The 24,097-nt window shown below is 47.9% G+C and carries 27 protein-coding genes; 10 read left to right on the top strand and 17 right to left on the bottom strand.

Going from position 1 to position 24,097, the window contains the following annotated elements; all coding sequences use genetic code 11:
• The first annotated feature begins 6 nt into the window (after nt 1–6).
• The 3 genes from odhB to ACRPK8_RS12420 all read left to right on the top strand — a co-directional run bounded on the left by odhB (nt 7) and on the right by ACRPK8_RS12420 (nt 2,978).
• Complete coding sequence (gene odhB, locus ACRPK8_RS12430; RefSeq protein ID WP_432238496.1) at nt 7–1,260, top strand: 2-oxoglutarate dehydrogenase complex dihydrolipoyllysine-residue succinyltransferase; 1,254 nt, start codon at nt 7–9, stop codon at nt 1,258–1,260.
• 158 nt (nt 1,261–1,418) lie between these two features.
• Nucleotides 1,419–2,318, top strand: coding sequence for a glycerophosphodiester phosphodiesterase (locus ACRPK8_RS12425; RefSeq protein ID WP_432238495.1), 900 nt, complete (start codon nt 1,419–1,421; stop codon nt 2,316–2,318).
• 216 nt (nt 2,319–2,534) lie between these two features.
• On the top strand, nt 2,535–2,978 hold the full coding sequence (locus ACRPK8_RS12420; protein WP_432238494.1) for an Rrf2 family transcriptional regulator: 444 nt from the start codon (nt 2,535–2,537) through the stop codon (nt 2,976–2,978).
• A gap of 47 nt (nt 2,979–3,025) precedes the next feature.
• Here ACRPK8_RS12420 and mnhG read toward each other — a convergent pair whose 3' ends face one another.
• The 7 genes from mnhG to ACRPK8_RS12385 are packed head-to-tail and all read right to left on the bottom strand — an operon-like array spanning nt 3,026 to nt 8,825.
• Nucleotides 3,026–3,412 carry a monovalent cation/H(+) antiporter subunit G gene (mnhG, locus tag ACRPK8_RS12415; protein ID WP_432238493.1) on the bottom strand — a complete coding sequence of 129 codons (387 nt, stop codon included), beginning with the start codon at nt 3,410–3,412 and terminating at the stop codon, nt 3,026–3,028.
• A complete protein-coding gene (locus tag ACRPK8_RS12410) occupies nt 3,396–3,632 on the bottom strand; it encodes a Na(+)/H(+) antiporter subunit F1 (RefSeq protein WP_432238535.1) in 237 nt (78 codons plus the stop codon). Before ACRPK8_RS12410 ends, mnhG begins: the two co-directional genes overlap by 17 nt.
• A gap of 47 nt (nt 3,633–3,679) precedes the next feature.
• Nucleotides 3,680–4,156, bottom strand: a complete 477-nt coding sequence (locus ACRPK8_RS12405; RefSeq protein WP_432238492.1) for a Na+/H+ antiporter subunit E — start codon at nt 4,154–4,156, stop codon at nt 3,680–3,682.
• Nucleotides 4,157–4,159: 3 nt separating this feature from the next.
• Nucleotides 4,160–5,647 carry a Na+/H+ antiporter subunit D gene (locus ACRPK8_RS12400; protein ID WP_432238491.1) on the bottom strand — a complete coding sequence of 496 codons (1,488 nt, stop codon included), beginning with the start codon at nt 5,645–5,647 and terminating at the stop codon, nt 4,160–4,162.
• A complete protein-coding gene (locus ACRPK8_RS12395; protein WP_432238490.1) occupies nt 5,640–5,981 on the bottom strand; it encodes a Na(+)/H(+) antiporter subunit C in 342 nt (113 codons plus the stop codon). The genes ACRPK8_RS12400 and ACRPK8_RS12395 overlap by 8 nt, the downstream gene beginning before the upstream one ends.
• Nucleotide 5,982: 1 nt before the next feature.
• The gene (locus ACRPK8_RS12390) at nt 5,983–6,423 is read right to left on the bottom strand and encodes a Na(+)/H(+) antiporter subunit B (protein WP_432238489.1); all 441 of its coding nucleotides are present in this window, start codon (nt 6,421–6,423) and stop codon (nt 5,983–5,985) included.
• Nucleotides 6,420–8,825, bottom strand: a complete 2,406-nt coding sequence (locus tag ACRPK8_RS12385; protein ID WP_432238488.1) for a Na+/H+ antiporter subunit A — start codon at nt 8,823–8,825, stop codon at nt 6,420–6,422. Before ACRPK8_RS12385 ends, ACRPK8_RS12390 begins: the two co-directional genes overlap by 4 nt.
• 357 nt (nt 8,826–9,182) lie before the next feature.
• On the opposite strand from ACRPK8_RS12385, the gene ACRPK8_RS12380 reads away from it, so the two are divergent.
• A complete protein-coding gene (locus tag ACRPK8_RS12380; protein ID WP_432238487.1) occupies nt 9,183–9,437 on the top strand; it encodes a hypothetical protein in 255 nt (84 codons plus the stop codon).
• A gap of 259 nt (nt 9,438–9,696) precedes the next feature.
• On the opposite strand, the gene ACRPK8_RS12375 is transcribed toward ACRPK8_RS12380, so the two are convergent.
• Both ACRPK8_RS12375 and ACRPK8_RS12370 read right to left on the bottom strand, forming a co-directional pair.
• Nucleotides 9,697–9,990: a hypothetical protein gene (locus ACRPK8_RS12375; RefSeq protein WP_432238486.1), complete on the bottom strand. Its 294-nt coding sequence runs from the start codon at nt 9,988–9,990 to the stop codon at nt 9,697–9,699.
• Nucleotides 9,991–10,233: 243 nt separating this feature from the next.
• Nucleotides 10,234–10,947 (bottom strand): YebC/PmpR family DNA-binding transcriptional regulator, encoded by a 714-nt coding sequence (locus ACRPK8_RS12370; RefSeq protein ID WP_432238485.1) that lies wholly within the window; start codon nt 10,945–10,947, stop codon nt 10,234–10,236.
• 193 nt (nt 10,948–11,140) lie between these two features.
• On the opposite strand from ACRPK8_RS12370, the gene ACRPK8_RS12365 reads away from it, so the two are divergent.
• Nucleotides 11,141–12,916, top strand: a complete 1,776-nt coding sequence (locus ACRPK8_RS12365) for a glycoside hydrolase family 13 protein (RefSeq protein ID WP_432238484.1) — start codon at nt 11,141–11,143, stop codon at nt 12,914–12,916.
• Nucleotides 12,917–12,989: 73 nt separating this feature from the next.
• On the opposite strand, the gene ACRPK8_RS12360 is transcribed toward ACRPK8_RS12365, so the two are convergent.
• From ACRPK8_RS12360 to ACRPK8_RS12335, 6 genes are all read right to left on the bottom strand, one after another.
• Nucleotides 12,990–14,192 carry a DUF1015 domain-containing protein gene (locus ACRPK8_RS12360; protein ID WP_432238483.1) on the bottom strand — a complete coding sequence of 401 codons (1,203 nt, stop codon included), beginning with the start codon at nt 14,190–14,192 and terminating at the stop codon, nt 12,990–12,992.
• Nucleotides 14,193–14,206: 14 nt separating this feature from the next.
• Nucleotides 14,207–15,364, bottom strand: coding sequence for a phosphoglycerate dehydrogenase (locus ACRPK8_RS12355; RefSeq protein ID WP_432238482.1), 1,158 nt, complete (start codon nt 15,362–15,364; stop codon nt 14,207–14,209).
• Nucleotides 15,365–16,429: a 3-phosphoserine/phosphohydroxythreonine transaminase gene (serC, locus tag ACRPK8_RS12350; protein WP_432238481.1), complete on the bottom strand. Its 1,065-nt coding sequence runs from the start codon at nt 16,427–16,429 to the stop codon at nt 15,365–15,367.
• Between the two features lie 126 nt (nt 16,430–16,555).
• On the bottom strand, nt 16,556–16,921 hold the full coding sequence (locus ACRPK8_RS12345) for a DUF4440 domain-containing protein (protein ID WP_432238480.1): 366 nt from the start codon (nt 16,919–16,921) through the stop codon (nt 16,556–16,558).
• An 84-nt stretch (nt 16,922–17,005) separates the two neighbouring features.
• Nucleotides 17,006–17,206: a cold-shock protein gene (locus ACRPK8_RS12340; protein WP_023468529.1), complete on the bottom strand. Its 201-nt coding sequence runs from the start codon at nt 17,204–17,206 to the stop codon at nt 17,006–17,008.
• Nucleotides 17,207–17,448: 242 nt separating this feature from the next.
• Nucleotides 17,449–17,697, bottom strand: a complete 249-nt coding sequence (locus tag ACRPK8_RS12335; RefSeq protein WP_432238479.1) for a hypothetical protein — start codon at nt 17,695–17,697, stop codon at nt 17,449–17,451.
• 153 nt (nt 17,698–17,850) lie between these two features.
• Between ACRPK8_RS12335 and ACRPK8_RS12330 the strand changes: the two genes are divergently transcribed.
• The 5 genes from ACRPK8_RS12330 (at nt 17,851) to egtD (ending at nt 22,400) form a co-directional block, all read left to right on the top strand.
• Nucleotides 17,851–18,408: a GNAT family N-acetyltransferase gene (locus ACRPK8_RS12330; protein WP_432238478.1), complete on the top strand. Its 558-nt coding sequence runs from the start codon at nt 17,851–17,853 to the stop codon at nt 18,406–18,408.
• Entirely contained in the window at nt 18,395–18,901 is a 507-nt protein-coding gene (locus ACRPK8_RS12325; protein WP_432238477.1) for an NUDIX domain-containing protein, read from the top strand. Before ACRPK8_RS12330 ends, ACRPK8_RS12325 begins: the two co-directional genes overlap by 14 nt.
• A gap of 159 nt (nt 18,902–19,060) precedes the next feature.
• A complete protein-coding gene (gene guaC / locus ACRPK8_RS12320) occupies nt 19,061–20,044 on the top strand; it encodes a GMP reductase (protein ID WP_432238476.1) in 984 nt (327 codons plus the stop codon).
• A gap of 122 nt (nt 20,045–20,166) precedes the next feature.
• Nucleotides 20,167–21,444 (top strand): ergothioneine biosynthesis protein EgtB, encoded by a 1,278-nt coding sequence (gene egtB / locus ACRPK8_RS12315; protein ID WP_432238475.1) that lies wholly within the window; start codon nt 20,167–20,169, stop codon nt 21,442–21,444.
• Nucleotides 21,444–22,400: an L-histidine N(alpha)-methyltransferase gene (egtD, locus tag ACRPK8_RS12310; RefSeq protein ID WP_432238474.1), complete on the top strand. Its 957-nt coding sequence runs from the start codon at nt 21,444–21,446 to the stop codon at nt 22,398–22,400. The genes egtB and egtD overlap by 1 nt, the downstream gene beginning before the upstream one ends.
• A gap of 92 nt (nt 22,401–22,492) precedes the next feature.
• Here the strand turns inward: egtD and ACRPK8_RS12305 are convergent, their stop codons facing one another.
• Together ACRPK8_RS12305 and ACRPK8_RS12300 are read right to left on the bottom strand one after the other, a co-directional pair.
• Complete coding sequence (locus ACRPK8_RS12305; RefSeq protein ID WP_432238473.1) at nt 22,493–22,822, bottom strand: hypothetical protein; 330 nt, start codon at nt 22,820–22,822, stop codon at nt 22,493–22,495.
• A 28-nt stretch (nt 22,823–22,850) separates the two neighbouring features.
• Nucleotides 22,851–23,969, bottom strand: a complete 1,119-nt coding sequence (locus tag ACRPK8_RS12300) for an NAD(P)/FAD-dependent oxidoreductase (protein WP_432238472.1) — start codon at nt 23,967–23,969, stop codon at nt 22,851–22,853.
• Nucleotides 23,970–24,097: the final 128 nt, after the last annotated feature.

Genomic DNA, 24,097 nt, shown 5'->3' with positions numbered 1-24,097 from the left:
AATACGATGGAAATCAAAGTACCAGAACTTGCCGAATCAATTACTGAAGGAACGGTTGCCTCATGGTTAAAGCAACCGGGCGATCTTGTAGAAAAAGGGGAAGCGATCGTTGAGCTCGAGACAGATAAAGTCAATATCGAGGTACCATCAGATGAAGCAGGTACATTGACGGAAGTGATGGCAGCTGAAGGGGATACGGTCCGCGTCGGGGAAACGATTGCTGTCATCTCTGCAGGCGGTGAAGCACCAAAACCGGTACAGGCTGAAGCTACGAAAGCAGCCCCACAAGAAGCACCAAAGGCAGCAGAAAAAGCTGAACCACCAGCAGCTAAAGAAGCAACAGAGAGTACATCGGTTGCCGATCGTCCAATTGCTTCTCCAGCAGCCCGTAAGCTCGCGCGTGAGAAAGGCATTGATTTGGCTCAAGTCGCAACACAAGACCCACTCGGTCGGATTCGTGTCCAGGATGTTGCGACATTTGAAGTGGCACCTCGTGAGCAAGCGAAGCCGGCTGCACCAAAAGCTACGCAAGCTCCGGCACCAGCGGCGACTCCTGGAAAACCAGAAGAGCGAATCAAGATGTCACGTCGCCGTAAGACGATTGCGAACCGTCTCGTCGAAGTCCAACAAACGGCAGCGATGCTGACGACATTCAACGAAATCGATATGTCTGCGGTCATGGCGCTCCGTAAACGTCGCCAAGAGAAATTCGTTAAGGAAAACGAAGTGAAGCTCGGTTTCATGTCGTTCTTCACAAAAGCAGCAGTCGCGGCTCTGAAAAAAATGCCATACTTGAACGCTGAGATTCAAGGCGATGAAATCGTCCTGAAGAAATTCTACGATATCGGGATCGCAGTGTCAGCGCCAGACGGTCTTGTCGTGCCGGTCGTTCGTGATGCCGACAAGAAGAACTTCGCTGAAATTGAGAAAGACATCATTCAGCTTGCAGTCAAAGCACGCGACAATAAGCTCGGTCTGTCAGATTTAACAGGCGGAACATTTACGATTACGAATGGTGGAACATTCGGTTCACTTATGTCGACGCCGATTTTAAACGGACCACAAGTCGCGATTCTCGGAATGCACGCCATCAATCTCCGTCCGGTCGCGATTGATGCAGAACGGATGGAAAATCGTCCGATGATGTATGTAGCACTCTCCTATGACCACCGGATCGTTGATGGAAAAGAAGCGGTTACGTTCTTAAAACACATCAAAGACTTGCTGGAAGATCCAGAGTCATTGATTTTTGAAGCATAAGCTCCTGCTCGCAAGACCCGTTTTCGAACGGGTCTTTTTTTCGTCATGACATTCGTTTGTCATTAAATCACGAAACGATGTTTACATCTGCTCTACACTAGCTTCATATCAAGTGTCTAGGATAAACATTGTAAGAATATTTCAAGGGGGATTTGATTATGTTAAAACAATTGGGATTAACCGTCGCGGCTGGTGCCGTCTTAAGCACAGGACTTTCGGTAGAAAATGCAAGTGCACATACGAAAGGAAAATCATTGCTTGATCCGAATCGAATCGTCAATGTGGCACACCGCGGTGCTTCAGGATATGCACCGGAGCATACGTTACCAGCCTATGAGATGGGTCACAAGAAGTTCAAGGCGGATTATATTGAAATCGATTTACAGATGACAAAAGATGGTCAATTGATCGCCATGCATGACGAAACCGTCGATCGTACGACAGATGGTACTGGTGCAGTCAAAGATAAAACGTTAGCCGAAATCAAACAACTGGATGCAGGTAGCTGGTTCAATGAAGCGAATCCGACGCTTGCTAAAAAGGAGTATGTCGGATTACAGGTACCGACATTAAAAGAGATCTTCTCGATTTACGGAAAACATGCGAACTACTATATTGAAACGAAGTCTCCTGAAGTCTATCCTGGCATGGAGCAAAAACTGTTGGATACGCTGAAGGAATATGGTCTTTCGAGTGATCGTGTCAAACCGGGACAAGTCCTGATCCAATCGTTCAGTGAAGCGAGTTTGCAAAAGGTCAAGGCGCTTGATCCGAACGTACCCCTCATTCAATTGATGGAAGCAAGCGAAGTCAAGACGCTGACCGACGACCGGTTGAAGGCAATCCGTTCTTATGCAGTAGGTGTCGGTCCTTCGTTTAAAGCATTGACACGAGAGAATGTAGCGTCGATTCGTCAACATGATCTGCTGCTGCATCCGTATACGGTCAATGAGAAAGCGGATATGGAGCGTATGCTCGACTACGGCGTGACAGGCGTCTTTACGAATTACGCGGACCGTTTCAATGCTGTCGTAAAAGAATTCCAAAAGAAACACTAAGGAAAAATGGCTTCCGAATCTCAATCACGAGATTCGGAAGTTTTTTTGCGGAAAATCCGGTATCATACATCCAATATTTCGTTCAATACGTATCCTATACAAGGATTGTTCATGGTCGTTGTACTTAAGTCGAATCTGAGTCAAAACAATGCCGTCCATTGAATGTTTCATGTTACGATAACAGTGCAGTTTTGGGAAGGAATGGAGTGACGAATCGTGAGAATTACACAGTATACGGATTATGGATTACGCGTGTTGATCTATCTTGGGGTACATCAGGATGTCATCACACCGATGCCGCAGATCGCGAAACATTACGGCATCTCATCCAATCACTTAATGAAAGTAACGCAACAATTGACGAAACTAGGATACGTCGAATCGACAAGAGGTCGATCCGGTGGTCTTCGTTTAATTCGAGATCCACGCGAAATCAACATCGGGAAGGTAGTGCGCGAGATGGAACCGATGGACATCGTGGAATGTTTTGGCAGCACTGGTCATTGTGTCATTGAACCGGGCTGTCGACTTAAAGGCGTCCTCGGACGGGCGCTCCGTGCGTTCATCCGGGAACTCGAACAACATACACTTGAAGAGTTGCTCGACAATCGCGATGAATTAGCTCTATTGTTTGCTTCGGCAGAAATACAGCGTTCATGACAAATCCCTCGTTTCCGATGAAAATGGAAGCGAGGGATTTTTAATAGTTAATGAGAGGATGACTCGTCCTCATGTCGTTTTTTCGGCTCAACGTGCTCTTTGTTCAAGGATAGGTCGTCACGGACGGATGATTTCCATAACGGGACGTTACCGTAATAGGCAGCACGGGCGATCAGATGACCACCGATAGGAGCCGTGATCAGGACGAACAGTATCCCGAGAACGACGCGTGATGAGAAGAATCCTTCTTCGGTAACGAAATAGAGGATGACGCCTACTAAAATCGACATGACGCCGAGTGTCGAGCTTTTAGAAGCCGCGTGTGCTCGTGTATAGACATCTGGTAAGCGGATCAGACCAAGTGCGGTGACGAGACTAAATCCCATCCCGAGCAGGGCGAATACCGCGACGATCAGTTCATTGATTGCGATCACGTTCGATGATCTCTCCTTTCTCGATGTATTTCGAAAAGGCGACGGTACCGATGAAGGCTAGAATCCCGATCAAAAGGATGACTTCTAGATAGTCACTCGTCCGTAACAGAATCGAAACGAGACCGACAATCGAGATGAGACTGATACCGATCGAATCGAGCGCGATGACACGATCGGCGACGCTTGGTCCTTTGATGACACGGTAGAAAAGACCGAGCATGGAGAGAAACACTCCTCCAAGCGCGACATAAATTAAGATATCAAACATCAGCGACTCACCTCCAGAATGGCTTTTTCGAAACTGTCACGAATCGATGCGACAGCTTCATCGACTTCTGGCATATGAAGCGCATGGATATACAGTGTTTTGTTATCGTCTGAGATATCGACGACCAGTGTACCTGGAGTCAGAGTGATCAGCATCGACAAAAGTGTGATTTGCCACGGTTGATCAAGTTCTGTCTCATAAGCGAAGATGCCGGGCTGAATATCAAGTTTCGGCTTCAGGATAATCTTCAGCACATCGATGTTCGCAACAACGAGTTCGTAAAGAAACCGGAAAAACAAGAACACGAAGGCGATGATAGGGCCGAGATAGAATCTCCCTTTGAAACCGCGACGAAAGGCGAGCATTGCAATCAGTCCAAGCATATAACCGATGACAAAACCGGAGGCCGAGAAGTTGTTCGACAAAAACATCCACAAGAAGGCGAGAAATAGATTAAGCAGTACCTGAAATGCCATGAATCAACGACCTCCTTTTAATACGGCATCGATATAAAGAGTTGGATTCGTTAACGGTTCGACGGCTTGTTGGATGAGTGGACGCATCGCTTCTGCACCCACACCATAGACGACACTTAGAAGGACCAAACATACCGTTGGTGCAAGCAGTCGGGTCACAAGTGACTGTTTCTCACCGGAGTACGTTCTTGAGCTTCCCCAGAACGCGCGCATGAACAGCTGAATGACAGAATATAAGACGAGCAGACTCGATACTAAGACGATGATCGGTCCCGTCAGTTCACCCGCCTCGATTCCCCCGCGTACAATCAGAAACTTCCCGATGAATCCACTGAGTGGCGGAATACCCGCGAGCGATAACGCGGCAATGAAGAAGGTCCAACCGAGGACCGGATAGGTTTTGATCATCCCTCCCATATCCTTAAGCTTGCTCGAACCAGCAATCCCGACCATGATGCCAACAAGCAGGAATAACGCTGCCTTAATCACCATGTCATGTAGCAAGTAAAAAATAGCGCCCTCTAGTGCTTGAGGTGTCATCAACGAGACACCGTACAGGATGACACCGACTGCGACGATGATGTTATAGATGATGATCTGTTTCGCATCACGTGTCGCGAGAGCACCGATGACGCCGATGACGATCGTGCTGAGTGCAAGAACGCTCAAGATTTGATGGAGGATTCCCATCTCATTTGAGAAGAACAGACTATACGTGCGTAAAATGCCGTAGACACCGACTTTCGTCAACAAGGCACCAAAGAGGGCGAGGACCGGTGTAGGCGGTACTTGATACGAACCAGGTAACCAGAAATACAGCGGAAAAATGGCACCCTTTAGTCCGAAGACGACGAGGAACAACAGCGCAATGACATTTAGGATCGGGGGTTGACCGATTTCTGAAATTTTCTGACTGATATCTGCCATGCTGAGTGATCCAATCACGCCATACAGGAACGCGACCGTCATGACGAATAAAGCAGAAGAAATGACGTTGATCAATAAATACTTCAGGGATTCCCGCAGCTGTGCAGGTTTTCCGCCGAGAACGATCAATACATAAGACGAAATCAGGAAAACTTCGAAAAAGACGAACATATTAAAAATATCGCCTGTCGTAAAGGCACCGTTGACCCCGACAAGGAGGAATTGAACGGCGATGAAATAGTAGTAACGCTGATAGGCATCACTCAGATAGACGATGGCATACCAAATGATGCACAGGACGAGTATACTCGTCGTCGTCACGAGAAGTGCCGACAGCATATCTGAGACGAGCGTAATACCAAAGGGTGCCGGCCAACTTCCGAGTGTGACCGTCAAGATGCCGTTCGACCGAACGGTCAGAACGAGATAGACGGAGGCACAGACGGTCGCAATCGTCGAAAGGATGGACACGATCCGTTGTCCTTTGAGATGCCGCGGGAAAAACATCAAGATGACACCGGTCAACAAGGGAATGATGATCGGTAAAAGCGGTAAGTTAATCATTCGAATCGGTTCCTTTCATTTCTTCGATATTATCGGTACCGAGTTCTTGGTAGGCACGGTAAGCAAGCACCAAGAAAAAGGCGGTGACGCCAAAGCTGATGACGATGGCGGTCAGGACAAGTGCTTGCGGTAGTGGATCCGTATAGGATGTCACATCGTCCTTCAGCACGGGTGCTGCCCCTCGTTTTAATCCGCCCATCGTCATGACGAGAAGGTGGGCAGCATGACTAAGCAATCCTGTTCCGATGATGATGCGCAAAATACTTTTAGAAAGAATGAGATAAATGGCACACATCGTCAGAATGCCGGCGGCGATCGCCATGATGATTTCCATATTAATCACTCTCCCCAATCGTTTGGATAATGGTCATCGTCACACCGACGACGACAAGATAGACACCAAGGTCGAATAACATCGCCGTATGAAGAGATGTTTTTCCGAACAACGGCAGATTGAAATAAGCATGGGCGTGGGTGAAGAACGGTACGTTGAATAACAGTGACCCTGATGCCGTCAATACGGCGATCAACATGCCGAGTGCCGTGATCCATTTGTAATCAAACGGTAGGATCCGGCGTAAGGTCTTGATATCGTAAGCAAGTAAGATCAAGACGAGCGCAGATGCCGTGACGAGACCGCCGATGAATCCGCCGCCGGGCGTATAGTGCCCGGCGAAGAATAGATAGACCGCGAACAAAAAGATGACGAACGTAATAAAAGAGGTCGCCGACTCTAAGATGACATCATTCGTATTTTTTTTGGCCGGCTTTTTCATTTATCAATCCCTCCTGAACGTCTGAATTTAATCATCGTATAGATTCCGATTCCTGCAAGTGAGAGGACCGCAATCTCGAATAACGTATCAAAGCCCCGGAAGTCGACGAGGATGACGTTGACCATGTTTCCACCTGCGGCAAGATCTGCGACGTTATCGATATAATACTGCGCAATCGATTTAAACGACCGCTGACTAAGAGACGCAAGGGCTACAAGTGTCACGGTTAATCCGACGAGCGCAGAAATCAAGGCGTTCCCAAGCTTGAACGGAATCCGTTCTTCCTTGCGACTGATTTCCGGCAGTCGATAAAAGACGAGCAGGAATAAAGCGACAGATACCGTCTCGATGACGAGTTGTGTCAAGGCGAGGTCTGGAGCCCGGAACAGAACGAAGAACAGAGCGACCGTATATCCCGTCACACCGAGTAAAATGATCGATGTCAGACGTGAACGGGCGAACGTGATCGAAAGTGCACTCGAGACAAGCACGAGGACTAAGATGATTTCGTATACATGGACCGAACTGATAGGGTCGACGGCGAATCGGAACGCATCGAATCCATATAATGCCGTTAAAATCAGAATCACGATGAATCCGAAGATATAGACGAGATAGGACCGCATATAACCCGTCATGACGGCATCGTGAATTTGCATCGATGTCCGCTCTCCTCGACGTAACAGAGCATCGTATTGATGATTGAGCGATACAGCCTGCGGCATCCGGTTATATAACGATTGCCAGCGCGGCAGGGTCTTATACAAGACAAGTCCCGCTGTGATGATGAGCACAGTCAGATAAAATTCGGTATTGAACCCGTGCCACATCGAAATGTGTACATCAATCGCTCCACCTGCTGCGACGACCTGCGGTAAAATCGATTCGACGGCAGGACGAATCAACGTCTCCGACAACAGATTCGGGAAAAGCCCGATGAGGATGACGAGTGAGACGAGAACGAGCGGAGGAATCAACATCCCGATCGGTGCCTCATGTGGTGTTTGCGGAAGCTGATCGTCTTTACGTTTACCAAAGAAGGTCCGGCGAACGATCATGATGCTGTAGATGAACGTAAAGATACTTCCGACGACAGCAAGAACCGGGATGATCCACCCGTACGTCGGTAAGTGCAGCAAGTCTGCACCAGATACTTCAAGAACGCCCGTCAAGAACATTTCTTTACTTAAGAAACCGTTGAACGGTGGGATACCCGCCATCGAGAGTGTGCCAATCATCGCAATCGTCATCGAAATCGGCATCAGTTGTGCGAGACCACCAAGTTTTCGGATATCGCGTGTTCCGGTCTCATGATCAACGATACCTGCCATCATGAACAAGCTACCTTTGAATGTTGCGTGATTTATCAAATGGAAGATGGCGGCGACGGTTGCAATCGTATAGAGCTCATCGTCTAACGCATCAACGTATAGAGCGGCAGCACCGAGTCCAAGAAGCGACATGATGAGTCCGAGTTGGGAAATCGTCGAATAGGCGAGAATCCCTTTTAAATCGGTTTGTTTAATCGCATTCAGTGACCCCCAGAATAAGGTGAATATTCCGACAGATGAGACGAGATAAAACCAGAGAGATTGATCGGCAAAAATCGGACTGAACCGTGCCACGAGATAAAGTCCCGCTTTAACCATCGTCGCCGAGTGTAAGTAAGCACTGACGGGTGTCGGTGCTTCCATCGCATCCGGCAACCAGATATGAAACGGGAACTGAGCCGATTTCGTGAATGCCGCAAGCAAGAACATGACGAGCGCCACATGGAAGAACGGTTCGCCTTGAATGGTTTCAAGTGAAGCATAGGTATCACGAATACTGAACGATCCACTCAGGGTCGAAAGAATCGCAATTCCGCCAAGCATCGACAGTCCGCCGAAGACGGTGATGAGCATCGATTTCTGTGCCCCATATCGAGAGCGTTCACGTTCATACCAGTACGCAATCAATAGGAAGGACGAAATCGATGTCAGTTCCCAGAACAAGTAGAGGACGACCATGTTATCCGATAGAACGACGCCAAGCATGGCTGTCATGAACATCAACAGATAGACATAAAACGTACCAAGCGATTCCTTCTTTGCATCCAAGTAGAAAATCGAATACAGGACGACTAAGGAACCGATACCTGTAATCAGTAGGGCAAACAGTAGACCGAGTCCGTCGAGATACGTGACGAAATCGATTCCGAGTGATGGAATCCATGGCATACGTGCTGTGAATATCTCTCCCGACATCGTTCCCGATAGAAACTGACTGAAGTACGAAACAAGAAGTACAGGTACGATGAGTACGAACCAACCGGTATGAATGCGCGGAAGGCGTTTCGCGAGAAGCGGAATAAAAAGACTAATGAATATGGGCAGTAAGATTGCCCCGTGCATCACGGACACGAAATTCCCTCCTTTAAACTAGCGATGAACAAAAATGAAAAAGGGACGCGAACTCAAGCCGATAAAGCCTGGAACTGTCCAGTAAAAGACACGAATCATTTTGTTCATCGAAGGTGTTTCTGAATCAAGTATAGCGTATCTCCCTCTTTCTTGCATGACGTGAAGCGTTGAAGAATAAGGGATGAGGCGATTTTGGACTGTGATTATTAAATATGTAGGAACACGGTGGAATCAAGAGGAAAATTTTTTTAGGTTTTTTCAAGAACGGACCGTTTTTTCGGGTCGAGGATTCAAAATCGTGTAAGGCGGGTACATGATTCAAGAGTCCATTACAGGAACTTCAGAGGGGGAATTTTCATGCGTGCAACATTTAAGACAGGTGTTATTTTAGGGGGATTGGCCGTCGTCGGAACCATCGCTTATCAGCAATACCAACAACGAAAAACAGAAGCGGAGGATCTCGCACATCGACCGAGTGTGGATGCCAAACAGGATCCGCAGGAAGTCGGACTGACACAACTCGACTCAATCCAGCGAGCGGATTGGCAGGCAAACGGATTTCCGCAGACCCATGCAGAATTGGAACGATTAGAACAAGAAGAAGACCAATAAAAATAACGGGGCTGACTGAAAAAAGAATGACTCGTCTTTTCACGCCCTTTCCTCAGGCGAGACACAAGCCAGTTTTCCTGCTTCGTTCAAGCAGGAAAGCGGGTCTTGTTTGTCTCTGACAGCGCAAAAATGCGCTTTTTCCTGTAGGAGTGGCGTGTAATGAGTCATTCTTTTTTACGAGATAAGGGTGGCAGATCATCATTCTGCCACCCTTATCTGTGTAGAAACTGACTCTTAAGTCAGCCCCGTTTAAGTTTATTTAAGCACTTGTCGTGACAAGGGCATGTGTCCGTTCACTGTGTGCCGTATAGGAAGAAAGATGTTCAAACTGATAAAGCGTTAATGTCGTCGTCCGGCGTTGCCCAGTGCTTGATTCAAGTACAAGATACGCCTCATTGAAATCTGTTCCTCCACCATCGTAACGGATATGGGCTGTAATCGTACGACCGTCCGCGGATTGCATAAAAATATCATAACCACCGAAATCAACGCGCTTGAACCGTGTCGCCTCGCTGACGATGTGTTTAAATGTTTCGATTAAAGAATATGTCATCGTTCATCCCTCCCTTTGTATCTTAAAACTAAAGTACTTATAATGAAGCACCGAATATTACTATTCCCATTAAATTGAAGAATCAAACATTCGAAATGAATCTTTTTTTGTGCTTGTTATGAAACGCGTTTCATATCGTATGCTAGTTACAGACGGTGCGTGACCTTTTGGGGCGTTAACCGATGCAGAATGAAAGACAAAAAGGGACGGATGGTCGTAACCATCCGTCCCTTTTGTAGTTGTTTATAATTCAACGTTGTGATAAACCTGCTGTACATCTTCCAAGTCTTCAAGCGCGTCAATCATCTTCTCGAATTGCGCGACGTCGTCCTCAGACAATGCCACTTCGTTCTGTGCCAGCATGACGAGCTCAGCAAGCGAAAATTCCGTAATACCGGCAGCTTTTAACGCTTCTTGCACAGCATGGAACTGTTCCGGTTCGGCATAAATGATGACGGACTCGTCTTCTTCGAGGATGTCACGGACATCGAGATCAGCCTCCATCATCAACTCGAGGACGTCATCTGCTGATTTGCCCTCGAAAGCAAAGATAGCCGTCGCATCGAACATATAAGCGACGGATCCACTAACGCCCATGTTCCCACCGTTTTTACCGAACGCAGCCCGGACGTCAGAAGCTGTCCGGTTGACGTTGTTCGTTAACGTCTCGACGATGACCATCGAACCGCTCGGTCCGAATCCTTCATAACGCAGCACATCATAGTTTTCTTCTGCGCCACCTTTCGCTTTTTCAATCGCACGATCGACGATCGCACGGGGAACGTTATATGTTTTAGCCCGTTCTAACACGACCTTCAGTGCTTGGTTCGATTCCGGATCCGGTTCACCTTGTTTTGCCGCTACATAAATCTCACGACCGAACTTCGCATAAATCCGGCTCGTGTTCTTGTCTTTCGATGCCTTTTTTTCCTTGATGTTATTCCATTTACGACCCATTTCGTATCCACTCTCTTTCCGTAATGTCAGAAATTCATGATTTCCTATGCGTTATCAGTATACCTTAAACTACCTGACAGACTGAACTAAAAAGTCGAGGAACTGGTGATTTTCGGTCGAAACGTTTAAGGGAAGAAAAAGAGAGGAACCTTACGGAATAGATATACAACAATCTAAGGGAGAGTGAAACGATTTGAATAAGGCAGGTGCGGTTCATCGAGCGTTATCGCCATTCGTATATGCATACGATGCAGAAACCGTCCACGTCCGTCTTATGACGGCCAAAGACGATATTAAAGAAGTTGAATTGATTCATGGGGATCCTTACGAATGGGAAGCAGAAAAGGAAGAGGACCGTGACTGGAATTTTGATCCGGATAAAGAGAAATCGTGGAAGGTACGGCGGACGCCGATGCATCATAACGGAAGTGATGCTACCTATGATTACTGGTTCGTCGCGATTCAACCCGAGCGAAAACGGGTCCGGTATGGGTTTGAGGTCCATGGGGACTCAACAGCCGTTTTAACCGAACGTGGCTGGTATGACGAAGCCCCACTCGATCACCCGGGATACTACTTTTCAGTACCGTACGTCCATGCGACGGATGTCTTCGATACACCGGACTGGGTAAAGGATACGGTCTGGTATCAAATTTTCCCGGAACGTTTTGCCAATGGCGACCCGACGAACGATCCTGCAGGAACGAAGGCGTGGGGGAGTGAAGCGCCGGCTTTTCAGAACTTCTTTGGTGGGGATTTTCAAGGAGTCATTAATCATGTCGATTATCTGAAACGACTGGGCGTCACAGGTGTCTATTTTTGTCCGGTCTTCGATGCTCCGTCGAATCACAAGTATGATACCCTGGATTATTTAAAACTAGATCCGGCTTTTGGTGATGAAAAGACGTTTCGGAGAATGATTGAAGTGCTTCATCAAAATGGAATACGTCTCCTGCTCGATGCCGTGTTCAATCACATCAGTGAAGATCATCCCGCTTTTCAGGATGTCTTAGAAAAGGGACAGGATTCGCAGTATGCAGACTGGTTCACGATTGATTCCTTCCCGGTTGATCCGTCGGTCCCAAATTATGAAGTATTTGCGTTCGAACGGAACATGCCGAAATTAAATACCGCTCATCCGGACGTGAAAAAGTACTTGCTGCATGTCGGTCGTTACTGGGTTGAGGAATTCGGAATCGATGGCTGGCGACTTGATGTCGCAAGTGAAGTCGATCATGCGTTTTGGCGAGAGTTTCGAAAGGAAGTGCGTGCCGCAAACGGTACATGTTATATCGTCGGCGAATGCTGGACGGATTCACAACCGTGGTTACTCGGCGATCAATTCGACGCCGTCATGAACTATGGTCTGACAGAAAGTTTCCTGACCTGTTTTGCAACAGGCGAGACGTCGGTCCGTGATTTCTCGAACGCGGTCAGCCGGAATCTGAACTGGCATTCTCAAAATGTCAATGAAGTGATGTTTAATTTAATCGGCTCTCACGATACGCCGCGTGCTTTGACACGAGCGAAAGGGAATACCGATCGGATGAAGTTGCTCTTCTTTACGTTGTTGACGTTCCCGGGAACACCCGTCATTTACTATGGTGATGAGATCGGGATGACCGGAGGACAAGACCCTGCCAACCGTGCTTGTATGGAGTGGGATGAGACGAAGCAGGATCGTGAACTGTTTGATTATGTTGCCCGTTTGATCTCACTTCGAAAAGAGCATCCGGGTTTAGCAAATGACGGAACGTATCATGTTCAGTTGGCGGATGAAACGAAACAACTCCTAGTCGTCGAGCGACGTCAGGGCGATCGAGTCTATCTACTCGCAGTCAATGTAAGTGACGGAACACAATCGTTGTCATTAGAAGGTGGTTTCGAGAATCTTTTAGGCGATGAAGAAACATTATCGGGAACTGTTCGCATACCGTCTTTGTCGACTGTTCTATTAAAACGGGTATAAGAAAACCTCACTACAAACAGACAAGTCGTGAACATGCTCTCGTCCACGACTTGTCTGTTTGTTACATATGGCTTTAGGTATGAAACGGATGGATCAATAACCCGCTTCGAAGTTTCGGTTCGAACCAAGTCGATTTGGGCGGCATCACTTCACCAGCATCCGCAACCGCCATCAAGTCTTCGATCGATGTCGGGTGCAAGTGGAAGGCGACAGCGGCGTGTCCTGCGTCGACGATTTGTTCGAGACCGGCATGTCCCTTATGACCACCGACGAACTGGATGCGGGCGTCCGTCCGAGGATCTTCAATACCGAGTAACGGCGTCAGTAGCTCTTCCTGAAGAATCGAGACGTCTAGGTTTGCCTTCGTTCCTGTTCGTTCAGAAACAAAGGTCAGCGTATACCACTGTCGATTGAGATACATCTCGATTTGATGCTTCTCTGTCTGCTCGGCACGTCCTTTCGTAATCGTAAACCGATGCGCTAGGCGTTCGAGGAAATCAACGACGGATTGACCATATAGGTCTTCGACGACACGATGGTATCCGAGGATACGTAATTCGTCCTGCGGGAACGAGACACCGAGAAAACGTTGTGCCTCTTCCTGATCCGTCCGACTGGCAGCGATGGCTGCAGCTGCGGCGCGATGGTGACCATCGGCGATATAAAGGGCGTCGTGACGTGCGAACTGGCTCCCGATCGTCAGCAGATGTTGGCGATCGACGACTTTGAAAATGCGGTGCGTGATTCCATCGACAGTAAAATCATACAGAGGATCACCGGCAGTTATCACCGTCACGGTTTCTTGCAGCTGGGCATCCGTTTGATGGGCAAGTAAAATCGGTCCGGTGTGAGCTTCTAACTGTTCGACATGACGGATGCGATCACGCTCTTTGTCAGGGCGGGTGAATTCATGTTTCCGGATATGGTTCATCTCGTAATCACTGACGGCAACACAACCAACGAAACCGGATTGCGTATGTGTCCCATCTGACAATTGATAGATGTAATACGTCTCGTCCGTATCCAGCTGTAGGATACCGTTTGCCTGGCTCTCTTCAAAAGCAAGTTTCGCTTGTTGATAGACGCGTGCGTCATCATCGGCGATCAAAGAAGGGAGTGTTGCTTCCGCCTTGTCAATGCGCAAAAAAGACAGCGGGTGCCGCCGGATTTCGGTGCGTGCTTCTTCACGAGAATAGACATCATAAGGTAAGGCGGAAAAGTCTGCTGCATATTTTGGTTCTGGACGTAACGCCGCGAAGGGCTCGAACGTTGGCATGGGGTTCACTCCTTTTAAAGTAGGCGTGTTTTTAAGACACCGGGAATCTGATTCAGTCGATCCAGTGAAATGGTCTCATCCGCGTGATTGTCGATATCGATGATCGTGTAGGCGATTGCATCTTTACTTCCGTTGATCATGTTTGCGATATTGATTGACTCTTGCGCTAACACGGAAGCGATTTGCCCGACCATGTTCGGAATGTTATGGTGGGCAATCGTAATCCGCCGTTTTCCAGTGAAGGGTAACTCGACTGCCGGGAAATTGACGGCATTGCGGATGTTTCCTGTTTCAAGGAACAGACGTAATTGATCGACAGCCATGATGGCGCAGTTTTCCTCAGCTTCACTCGTCGAAGCACCGATGTGTGGTAACGGGATGACCCGTGGAAGTGACAAGATGAACGCATTCGGAAAATCCGTTACGTAATTAGCAAGGCGACCCGAACGTAGGACATCGGCAAGTGCCTGTTCATCGACGAGCTCTCCGCGTGAGAAGTTCAAAAGCGTCGCACCGTGTTTCATCTTCGAGAGGAGCGCAGCATCCAGCAAACCGGTCGTCGCGTCGACGAGCGGCAGGTGTAATGTAATATAGTCACTTGTCGCGAGCAATTCTTCGAGTTGTGTCGCCCGGTGAATCTGATTCGAGACGCGCCATGCCGATTCGACGGACATGTGCGGGTCGTACCCTGTAACGGTCATTCCGAGTTCGTGAAGGGTATTGGCTAAGCTTGCACCGATTGCCCCAAGCCCGACGATACCGATCCGTTTTCCAAGCAATTCGGTACCGACGAACTGTTTTTTATTCGCTTCGATTCGTTCGGGGATATCCGGACCGCGTAAATTACTCGTCCAAAGCAGACTTGGAACAAGCTTGCGCGCCGTCAGGAATAAGCTCCCGATGACCAGTTCCTTGACGGCGTTGGCGTTGGCACCGGGCGTCGAAAAGACCGGAATGCCACGGTTGGCGAGTTGATCGAGTGGAATCGTATTGACACCGACACCAGCGCGGGCGACAGCTTTGAGACTGTCCGGAAAACGCATATCGTGTAAATCCTTGCTGCGGACGAGAAAAGCATCTGGATGATCTGCCTCGCGCTGAACGTGATAGTCTTCCGTAAATCGTTTTAATCCTTTATCTGATAAGTCGTTCCATAATTGGACTTGATACATTTAACGTTCCCCCTGTTCAAAACGGTGCAGGATGTCGATCAGTGCTTCGACCCCTTCAGTCGGCATGGCGTTATAGAGACTCGCACGCATCCCGCCAATTGAGCGGTGTCCGGCAAGGTTAATGAGGTCGTGACGTTCGGCGAATGCTAAGAAGACGGTGTCTTCCGCCTCAGATCCTGTCGAGAACGGGATATTCATCCGACTCCGATCTCGGACGGCGACGGCGTTATGAAAAACAGTCGATTGATCGATTGCTTCATATAATAAGGTGGCTTGTGCCGCATTTCGTTTCGTGATCGTTTCAAGACCCGTCTGTTCGATCCATTCAAGGACCAGTTTCGTCATATAAAGACTGAAGGTTGGCGGTGTATTATACAGCGACCGGTGTTTCGCATGGATGTCATACCGTAAGTATGCACCGATCGTATCAGGTACACGATCAAGCAGATCATTCTTGATGATGACGACTGTCATACCGGCGACGCCGAGATTTTTTTGCGCACCTGCATACAACACGTCAAAATCTTCAACAGTCATCGGTTCCGACAGGATTGAAGAAGAAATGTCGGCGACGAGTGGTACCCCGACACGTGGTACGGTAGGGAATGTCGTACCCTCCAACGTATTGTTCCATGTGATGTGCAAATAATCAGCAGATGATGAAAAGGGACCGTCCGGAATGAAGCGATAGCCTTGATCGGCGGAAGAGGCAAGGACGTCGACCGTCGCATACTGTTTCGCATCAGCGACGGCTTTCTTCGACCAGCCGCCGGTATCGATAAAATCAACCCGTCCCGTCTGCGTCGCTAGATTCTGAGGTAACATCGAGAACTGCAGACTTGCGCCTCCTTGGAGAAAGAGTACCGAGTAGCTATCTGGAATCGACATTAATCTTCGAATGGATTGCTCAGCGGCGTCACGAATCGACTCAAAGATCGGCGAACGATGACTCATTTCGAGGACAGACTGTCCGGAGTCTTCGTATGCCAGTAGTTCAGATTGAGCTTTCAGCAAGACCGAGGCGGGAAGGACTGCCGGACCGGCTGAAAAGTTATAGACCGTCATGATGAACACTCCTTCTTGAATTTTCAGAAAATATGTACCCATTCAGTGTAACGGAATGAAAAAAGAGAAGCAATTCCAACTGTTGATGAATGGAAAAATGAAAAATAAAAAACATCCCTGAATCCGTTATGACGGATCAAGAGATGTCAATTGACCAAAGTGCCATTTCCAGCCAGCGCTAGTCGAACGATAGACCGATATGACACGGAAACGACCGACGTACTGCGTCGTACCATATTCAAAGCGATCCTCTGTCAAACTGTACTGAATCGCTGTACCTTCGAAGTGGTCGATGTATGAGAAGTCATCGGTGCGTGATAACCAACGGATATTTTCTGGATCGACGTAATGATCGAGGTACGTCTCGGCGTCAAACGACCGACCCAAGGCGTCGATGAATGTGAATTCCGGTGACAAGAAAGTGGCGACTCGTGTCAACTCCCCTTGTAGTATGGCCTCTTGAAGCTGGTGCATCGTTTCTTCGAGTGTCATTTCAAAACTCCTTTCTTCATGAATCGTCAGTGTAGCATATTTGGACATAAAAAAAGACCCTGCCGGAGCAGGGTCTAAACGAAATTAAAGTTTTACAACGTTAGTTGCTTGTGGTCCGCGTTGACCTTCTTCAACTTCGAAAGAAACCTCTTGACCTTCGTCAAGTGATTTGAAACCTTCAGATTGGATTGCTGAGAAGTGTACGAATACGTCGTCTCCGCTTTCGCGCTCGATGAAGCCGAATCCTTTTTCTGCGTTAAACCATTTTACTTTACCTTGTTCCATGTGTATTGCCTCCTGCGTGTGACTGGCACACTGATTATTACTACCGTGATCAATTTCATCGAATATAAAGTGAAACACTTCGTATCTCCACCGAACAACAATAATTACTTAATAATATAGCATGCCCGGATTGAAAAAGAAAGGACAAAACAAAAAAAGAACAAACGAAGCTGTTCTCCTTTGAATGTTTTAACTTGGAAGAGGGATGAACAGGCAGGTGTCGAAAGGAATAGTTGGACGATTTACCTTGTTGGGACTCGTTCTTTATGTTGCATCAACTGACGCACTGCCTGCAGGATGAAACCTTGAAAATTCGGATGAAGTGCCGGCTGCTCCCAAACGGTCCGAAACAACTGGGTTAAAGCGGATTGAACGAGGGCTTCCGAAGCCTGCGTCCGACGGAATAATAAAAAGAGTGTCTTTTCGTATCGATCATATAAACGTTCCAATGCTTGCGGATCGCGCAATTTGATTTGATCAAGTAAATCCATGTCTGAGTACATAGGTCACTCCTTTTCAACAGCATTTTTCTGTAATCTGCTGTCACTGTATTGTAATAAACTACTATATTGTTTCCCGCTAAAAAGATAATGAAACACACAAACTTCTTGAAATAAAGATTTAGAGAGTTGGAGGACGATGAAATGAGCTCAGTTTACATTCGACCCTACACGTTAGACGATGCCGAAGCGATTCTTGATGTCAACCGCCGTAATCGCGAATTATTTGAGTACTGGATGCCGATCAAACCGGCGCCGGAGCAATATACAATAGAAGGTCAACAAGACAGGATCCGGCGGCACCTTGCATTGATGCAAAACGATGCGTATTATGTCTACGGTGTTTTTTTATCAGAGACCGATCAGTTGATCGGAGACGTTTCGGCGATGTTTGTTCATCGTGGACCAGCCGAGACATGTATGATCGGTTATCAGTTAGATGCCGCTTATGGTGGAAAAGGGTATATGGCCGAAGCGGTCGGGTTGTTCGTTGACCATCTATTTGATGTTCAACAGTTCCATCGTATCCGTGCAGAAGTCATGCCGGCGAACATCGGATCGATCCGTGTTCTTGAAAAAGTCGGCTTTCGTCAAGAAGGGATTGCGAAAGAAAATCTTTTCATCAATGGTGCCTGGGAAGATTTTATTTTGTTTGCCCTATTAAAAGAAGACAGAAAGGTGTCACGTCATGCCAATCTCTGATTATTATGCCAATCTGCGTCGAGCAGTCGGGACGCAACGTCTCTTCACACCATGCGTCGCGGCAATCATTCGAAACGAAACGGGTCACATCCTCTTCCAAGATCCGGGGGGACCGTTTTGGAGTTTACCAGCCGGGGCGATTGAACTAGGAGAATCTCCTGCGCAAGCGGTCATTCGCGAAGTGTATGAAGAAACGGGCCTCTTCGTCCGACCAATCCGCCTGATTGCGGTATTCGGTGGAGAGGCGTTTCGTTTGACCTATCCCGACGGAAACGAAGTTGAATACGCGGCGACGTTATTTGAATGTGAGGTAGTCGGGGGAACGCTCGAAGCGATTGATGGGGAATCGAAACAACTGGCTTATTTTCCGAAACAGAATCGTCCGCCTCTCGCCCTCCCTTATCCCGATCAAGTGTTCGAGGAATCAGAGGCAACGAGCTATTTCGAATGGGAAGAGCATTGGTTAACTGATTTGAAACAACAAAATCAGTAAAAACCGAACATTATTTTATCTTGAACTATAAAAGTGCGTGAAAAACCTTGGAAATACGAAAATTTCTTTGACAGCGTAAATGCAGTTCGTTATAGTAGTCAAGGGGCGAATGATTATCGCTATTATATTTAAAAATATTCGTAATTAGAGGTGTTATTCATGGATGTAGTATTCGATTATGAAGATATTCAATTAATTCCGGCAAAATCAATTGTCGGTAGCCGATCAGAATGCGATACGTCGGTTGAATTCGGAGGGCGTCGTTTTAAACTTCCAGTCGTACCGGCGAACATGCAAACGATCATTGATGAATCGATTGCGTTGTTCTTAGCAGAAAACGATTATTTCTATATCATGCATCGATTTGAACCAGCACGTCGTCTGGCGTTCGTGCGCAAGATGCAAGAACGTCAACTGTTCGCTTCAATCAGTGTCGGCGTCAAGGAAGAAGAATATCAGCTGATCGAACAGTTCGCGGCAGAGGGGCTGACTCCGGAATACATCACGATTGATATCGCACACGGTCATTCGGAAGCCGTCATTCAGATGATCCGTCACATCAAGTCACTTTTACCAGCAAGTTTCGTCATCGCGGGGAACGTCGGGACACCGGAAGCGGTGCGTGAACTCGAAAACGCGGGAGCAGATGCAACGAAGGTTGGTATCGGACCGGGGAAAGTGTGTATCACGAAGATTAAGACAGGATTCGGTACGGGTGGTTGGCAACTCGCAGCACTGCGCTGGTGTGCGAAAGCGGCGAGCAAACCGATCATTGCTGACGGCGGGATTCGGACGCACGGAGATATTGCGAAGTCCGTCCGTTTCGGTGCTTCGATGGTCATGATCGGTTCACTCTTCGCAGGACATGAGGAATCTCCTGGTGAGACACATGAAGTGGATGGGGTGCTCGTCAAGGAATATTTCGGCTCGGCATCTGAGTTCCAAAAAGGGGAACGCAAGAACGTCGAAGGCAAGAAGATGTTCGTCGAACATAAAGGAAGTCTTACTGATACGTTGATCGAGATGGAGCAGGATTTACAGTCTGCCATCTCCTATGCGGGTGGAAACAAACTTCAGGCGATTCGGACGGTCGACTACGTCGTCGTCAAGAACTCGATCTTTAACGGTGATAAAGTATTTTAAAACAGTCGGGTCCGCTCTTAACGGAGCGGATTTTTTTATTTCATCAGCATAATTCTTCCATCAAAAGGGTAGATACCTTATGGACCAAAAATTCGGAATATTTTGGATAGGGAGTGATTGACATGCTATTTGAAACGACATCGTACTTAATCGAAAAATTCGCCACCGTTCGGAATCAAACAATTGCCTTGATTGAACCGCTCGAAGCAGAGGATTTTGTCATTCAAGCCAGTTCGGACGTGAGTCCACCCAAATGGCACATCGCCCATACGACCTGGTTTTTTGAACGGATGATTTTACAAGAATATCATGAGGGCTATCAAGTCTTCCATCCGAAATACAATTACCTATTCAATTCTTACTACAACTCGATCGGTCCCTATCAACCCCGGCAGCAACGGGGTATGTTATCACGGCCGACGGTCGAGGATATCATTGCGTACCGGGCATATGTCGATGGACAAATGGTCGAGTTCTTGAAAGCAGAACGGAATCCGGAAGACCAGCGGAAAGTGGAAGCGTTAGTTGAAATGGGACTTCAACATGAGCAACAGCATCAGGAATTGATCTTGATGGACGTAAAATATAACTTTTTTACGAACCCGCTCTTACCTGCTTATCAATCTAAGGCGACGGCAACGTCATCGGAACAAGCGATGAAAGAACCATCCTTTATCCAGTTCGAGGAAGGGCTCGTCGAGATTGGGCATACGGGCGCCGGTTTTGCGTTTGATAACGAAAGTCCACGACACAAAACATGGCTTCATCCATTTGAACTAGCGACGCGTCCTGTCACGAACGGGGAATATTTGGCGTTCATTGAAGCAGGGGGCTATGAAAAATCGGAGTATTGGTTGTCGGATGGCTACGCGACTGTCCAAAAGGAAGGCTGGAAAGCGCCATTATATTGGATGAAGGATGACGCGGGGGAGTGGACGATCTTTACGATGAATGGTGTCGAACCCCTTCGACTGGACGAACCGGTCTGTCATGTCAGCTTTTATGAGGCGGATGCGTATAGTCGTTACAAAGGAAAACGATTGCCGACAGAAGCGGAATGGGAATGGGCTTCTCGCCAAGTCGATTCCGTAACGAAGCGAAATATGATGGGAAGCGGTACGTTCCATCCTGTTGCAGTCGAAGCATCGGAGACGACGCTTGCAAGTATGTTCGGAAACGTCTGGGAATGGACGTCTAGTCCGTATAGTTCGTACCCCGGTAGTAAACCGCTTGAGGGGGCACTCGGCGAATACAACGCGAAGTTCATGTGTAATCAGATGGTGTTACGTGGCGGTGCTTGCGTGACGCCGGACGATCATATTCGCGAGACGTATCGGAACTTCTTCCCACCTGATAAACGCTGGTTATTCGGCGGCTTCCGATTGGCAGGTGACATGTGATGCGTGAGACAGTGATCGGTTACGATTTATATACGCCGCAACAAAACATGCGCTTAGAGGTCATCGACGGTCTGATGCAAGAGCAGAAAGTCTTACCGGCGAAATATTTTTATGATCACATCGGATCCCAGTTGTTCGAACAGATCACGCAACAACCGGAATACTATCCGACGCGGACGGAACTCGCCATTTTGGAAAATCACCGGGCTGAAATTGCCCGCAGTATTGGCGATGTGCATACGCTAATCGAATATGGTAGCGGGAGCAGCCGTAAAATCCAGATGTTGCTTGAGACGTTCACACATCTAGATACCTATATGCCAATCGATATTTCGAAAGACTTTTTAATGGAGTCCGCGCGCCAACTCTCTGAACGGTATCCGGCGCTCCATATCAAAGCGGTTTGTGGGGATTACTCGCAATCGATTTCTTTACCGGTCGAAGAAGCGCAAAAACGGGTCATCTTTTTCCCGGGTTCGACGATCGGGAACTTTGAACCGGAGGAAGCGATGCGTTTCTTACGTCATTCTTCGCGGATTCTAGAGACCGGCGACGGGTTTTTGATTGGCGTCGATCTGAAAAAGTCGACCGATGTCCTTGAACGTGCCTATAACGATGCAGCAGGTGTCACGGCAGCGTTCAACTTGAATATGTTGACGCATCTGAACCAGATGCTCGATGGAACGTTCGATATCACCCGTTTTGAACACGATGCGTTTTATAATGAGGAAAAAGGACGCATTGAGATGCATCTTCGGAGTCAGTTGGATCAGCTCGTCCAAGTGGGCGACGTGACTGTTCCATTTAAACAAGGAGAAACGATTCATACGGAAAACTCCTATAAATATAGTAAAGAAGAGTTTGAGACACTTGCCCGTCAAAGTGGGTTCCATCCGGTCAACTGCTGGATGGATGCCGATGAACGATTTAGCGTACACTATCTAGAAAAAATGTAATAGGCGGATGCTTTGCTAAGCAAAACACTCCCGTATGTAAGCTTCCATTTAGAAGTGGCATACGGGAGTGTTTTTTATAAATAAGATTGATATTACTCGACACGAGCCCCTTCCGGAATCGGGTGTTCCGGTACGGCGAGAATCGGCATCCATTGTTCTGCTCGCCCGATCTCAAGCAACCGACCGGATTCTTCAGGGATACGACCGGGTATATTTAACACGGCGATTGCTTGTTTTCCAAGCAATTCATGGACATCTGGGCGAAGAGAGTCCCACATGAGTGAAAAATGACGCGTGAATCCATCGAATTGAAGTTCAAACTGAACCGTTCCGTCTGCGAAGTCTGTGATGGAAAGGATCGTACCGACACGTAAATCTAAAGCGTTGAATAAATCAAGAGAAACGACAGGTTTCTTAGACAATGGTGTACTTCCTTTCAACGAAATGTAGTCAGGATTCGAGTGATACGTAAGTCGGTTCATACGTCGTCCATTCAATATCAGGCGTTTGGTGACACGCAAGTTTCGCTAGTTGGCTACCGAGATACGGTCCGATCGTCAAACCGGATGCACCGAGTCCGTTCGCTAAAAACACGTTTGGATGATCCCGAAGAGGACCGATCACAGGTAACGAATTTTTCGTATAGGGACGTAAGCCGATACGCAGTTCATCAATCGTCGTCTCTTCGAGACTTGGTAAGACAGGCAGGGCTCGGTTCAATAAGGCATGCATGCCCTTGACGGTCGGTTTCAAATCATAGTCGGTCTGTTTTTCATGCGTTGAACCGACGATCAGTTTCCCTTCATGGATCGAGACCAGGTACAACCCGCGCTGACCCATGATGACGGGCCAGTCCGTTGACGTTGAATCGGTCAAGTCGAGTTGAAGGATTTGTCCCTTCTCCGGATGCAAATCAATTTTAAGATTAAGCGGACGAAGGAGGTCGTTCAACCAGACGCCCGCCGTTAAAATGAAGTGTTCTGCCGAATACGATTCATCATCGATCGTAATTCCGGTGACGGTTCCTTTGTCTAGGAGAAGAGAAGCATCTCCTTCCAGTACGGTCGCACCATGTTCGACAGCCCCACGGATCATAGCGGCACATAAGGCACGTCCATCGACACGGGCACCGCCAGAAACGAATAAAGCATCTTCGATCTGTTCGACGAGCGGGAAGAGCGATTTGACGCGCTCTTGATCGAGCCGCTCGATGCGTTCGATGGCAGGAGCTTTCGGGAACCGATTATGCGCAATCGTCTCCATCTTCTCGATTTTGGATGTTTCGTGTAAGGCGATCGTTCCGACCTGTTGATAGCCTGTACTTGTTTCACCGAGTGCTTCCAGTTCAGGAATCAATGTCTTATAGTAATGCGCGCCGTTATTCGCTAATTTGTACCATGCCTGATTGCGTCGTTGTGTCATCCATGGACAGATGATGCCCGCTGCCGCATGTGAAGCGCGACCGGGTTCTTTTCGGTCGACGAGTAAGACACGTTCACCAGCCTTCGATAAATGATAGGCTGTCGAGGCACCAAGGATTCCGGCACCGATGATGATATGGGTGTACATGAAAAATTCAACTCGATTCTGTTCAATTGGAATATCTTATATTGTAGCAGTAGAAGGTCCGGGCGACTAGCAAGAGCAGGTTCGAAGAAGGGGGCACATCGAATGATGGGAAATGATGGGGAAAGCGA

It is taken from the genome of Exiguobacterium sp. TDN 0502, assembly GCF_050846835.1.
Classification (GTDB): Bacteria; Bacillota; Bacilli; order Exiguobacteriales; family Exiguobacteriaceae; genus Exiguobacterium_A.
The sequence above is the reverse complement of the archived record's forward strand: the minus strand, read 5'-3'. Positions and strand labels throughout refer to the sequence as shown.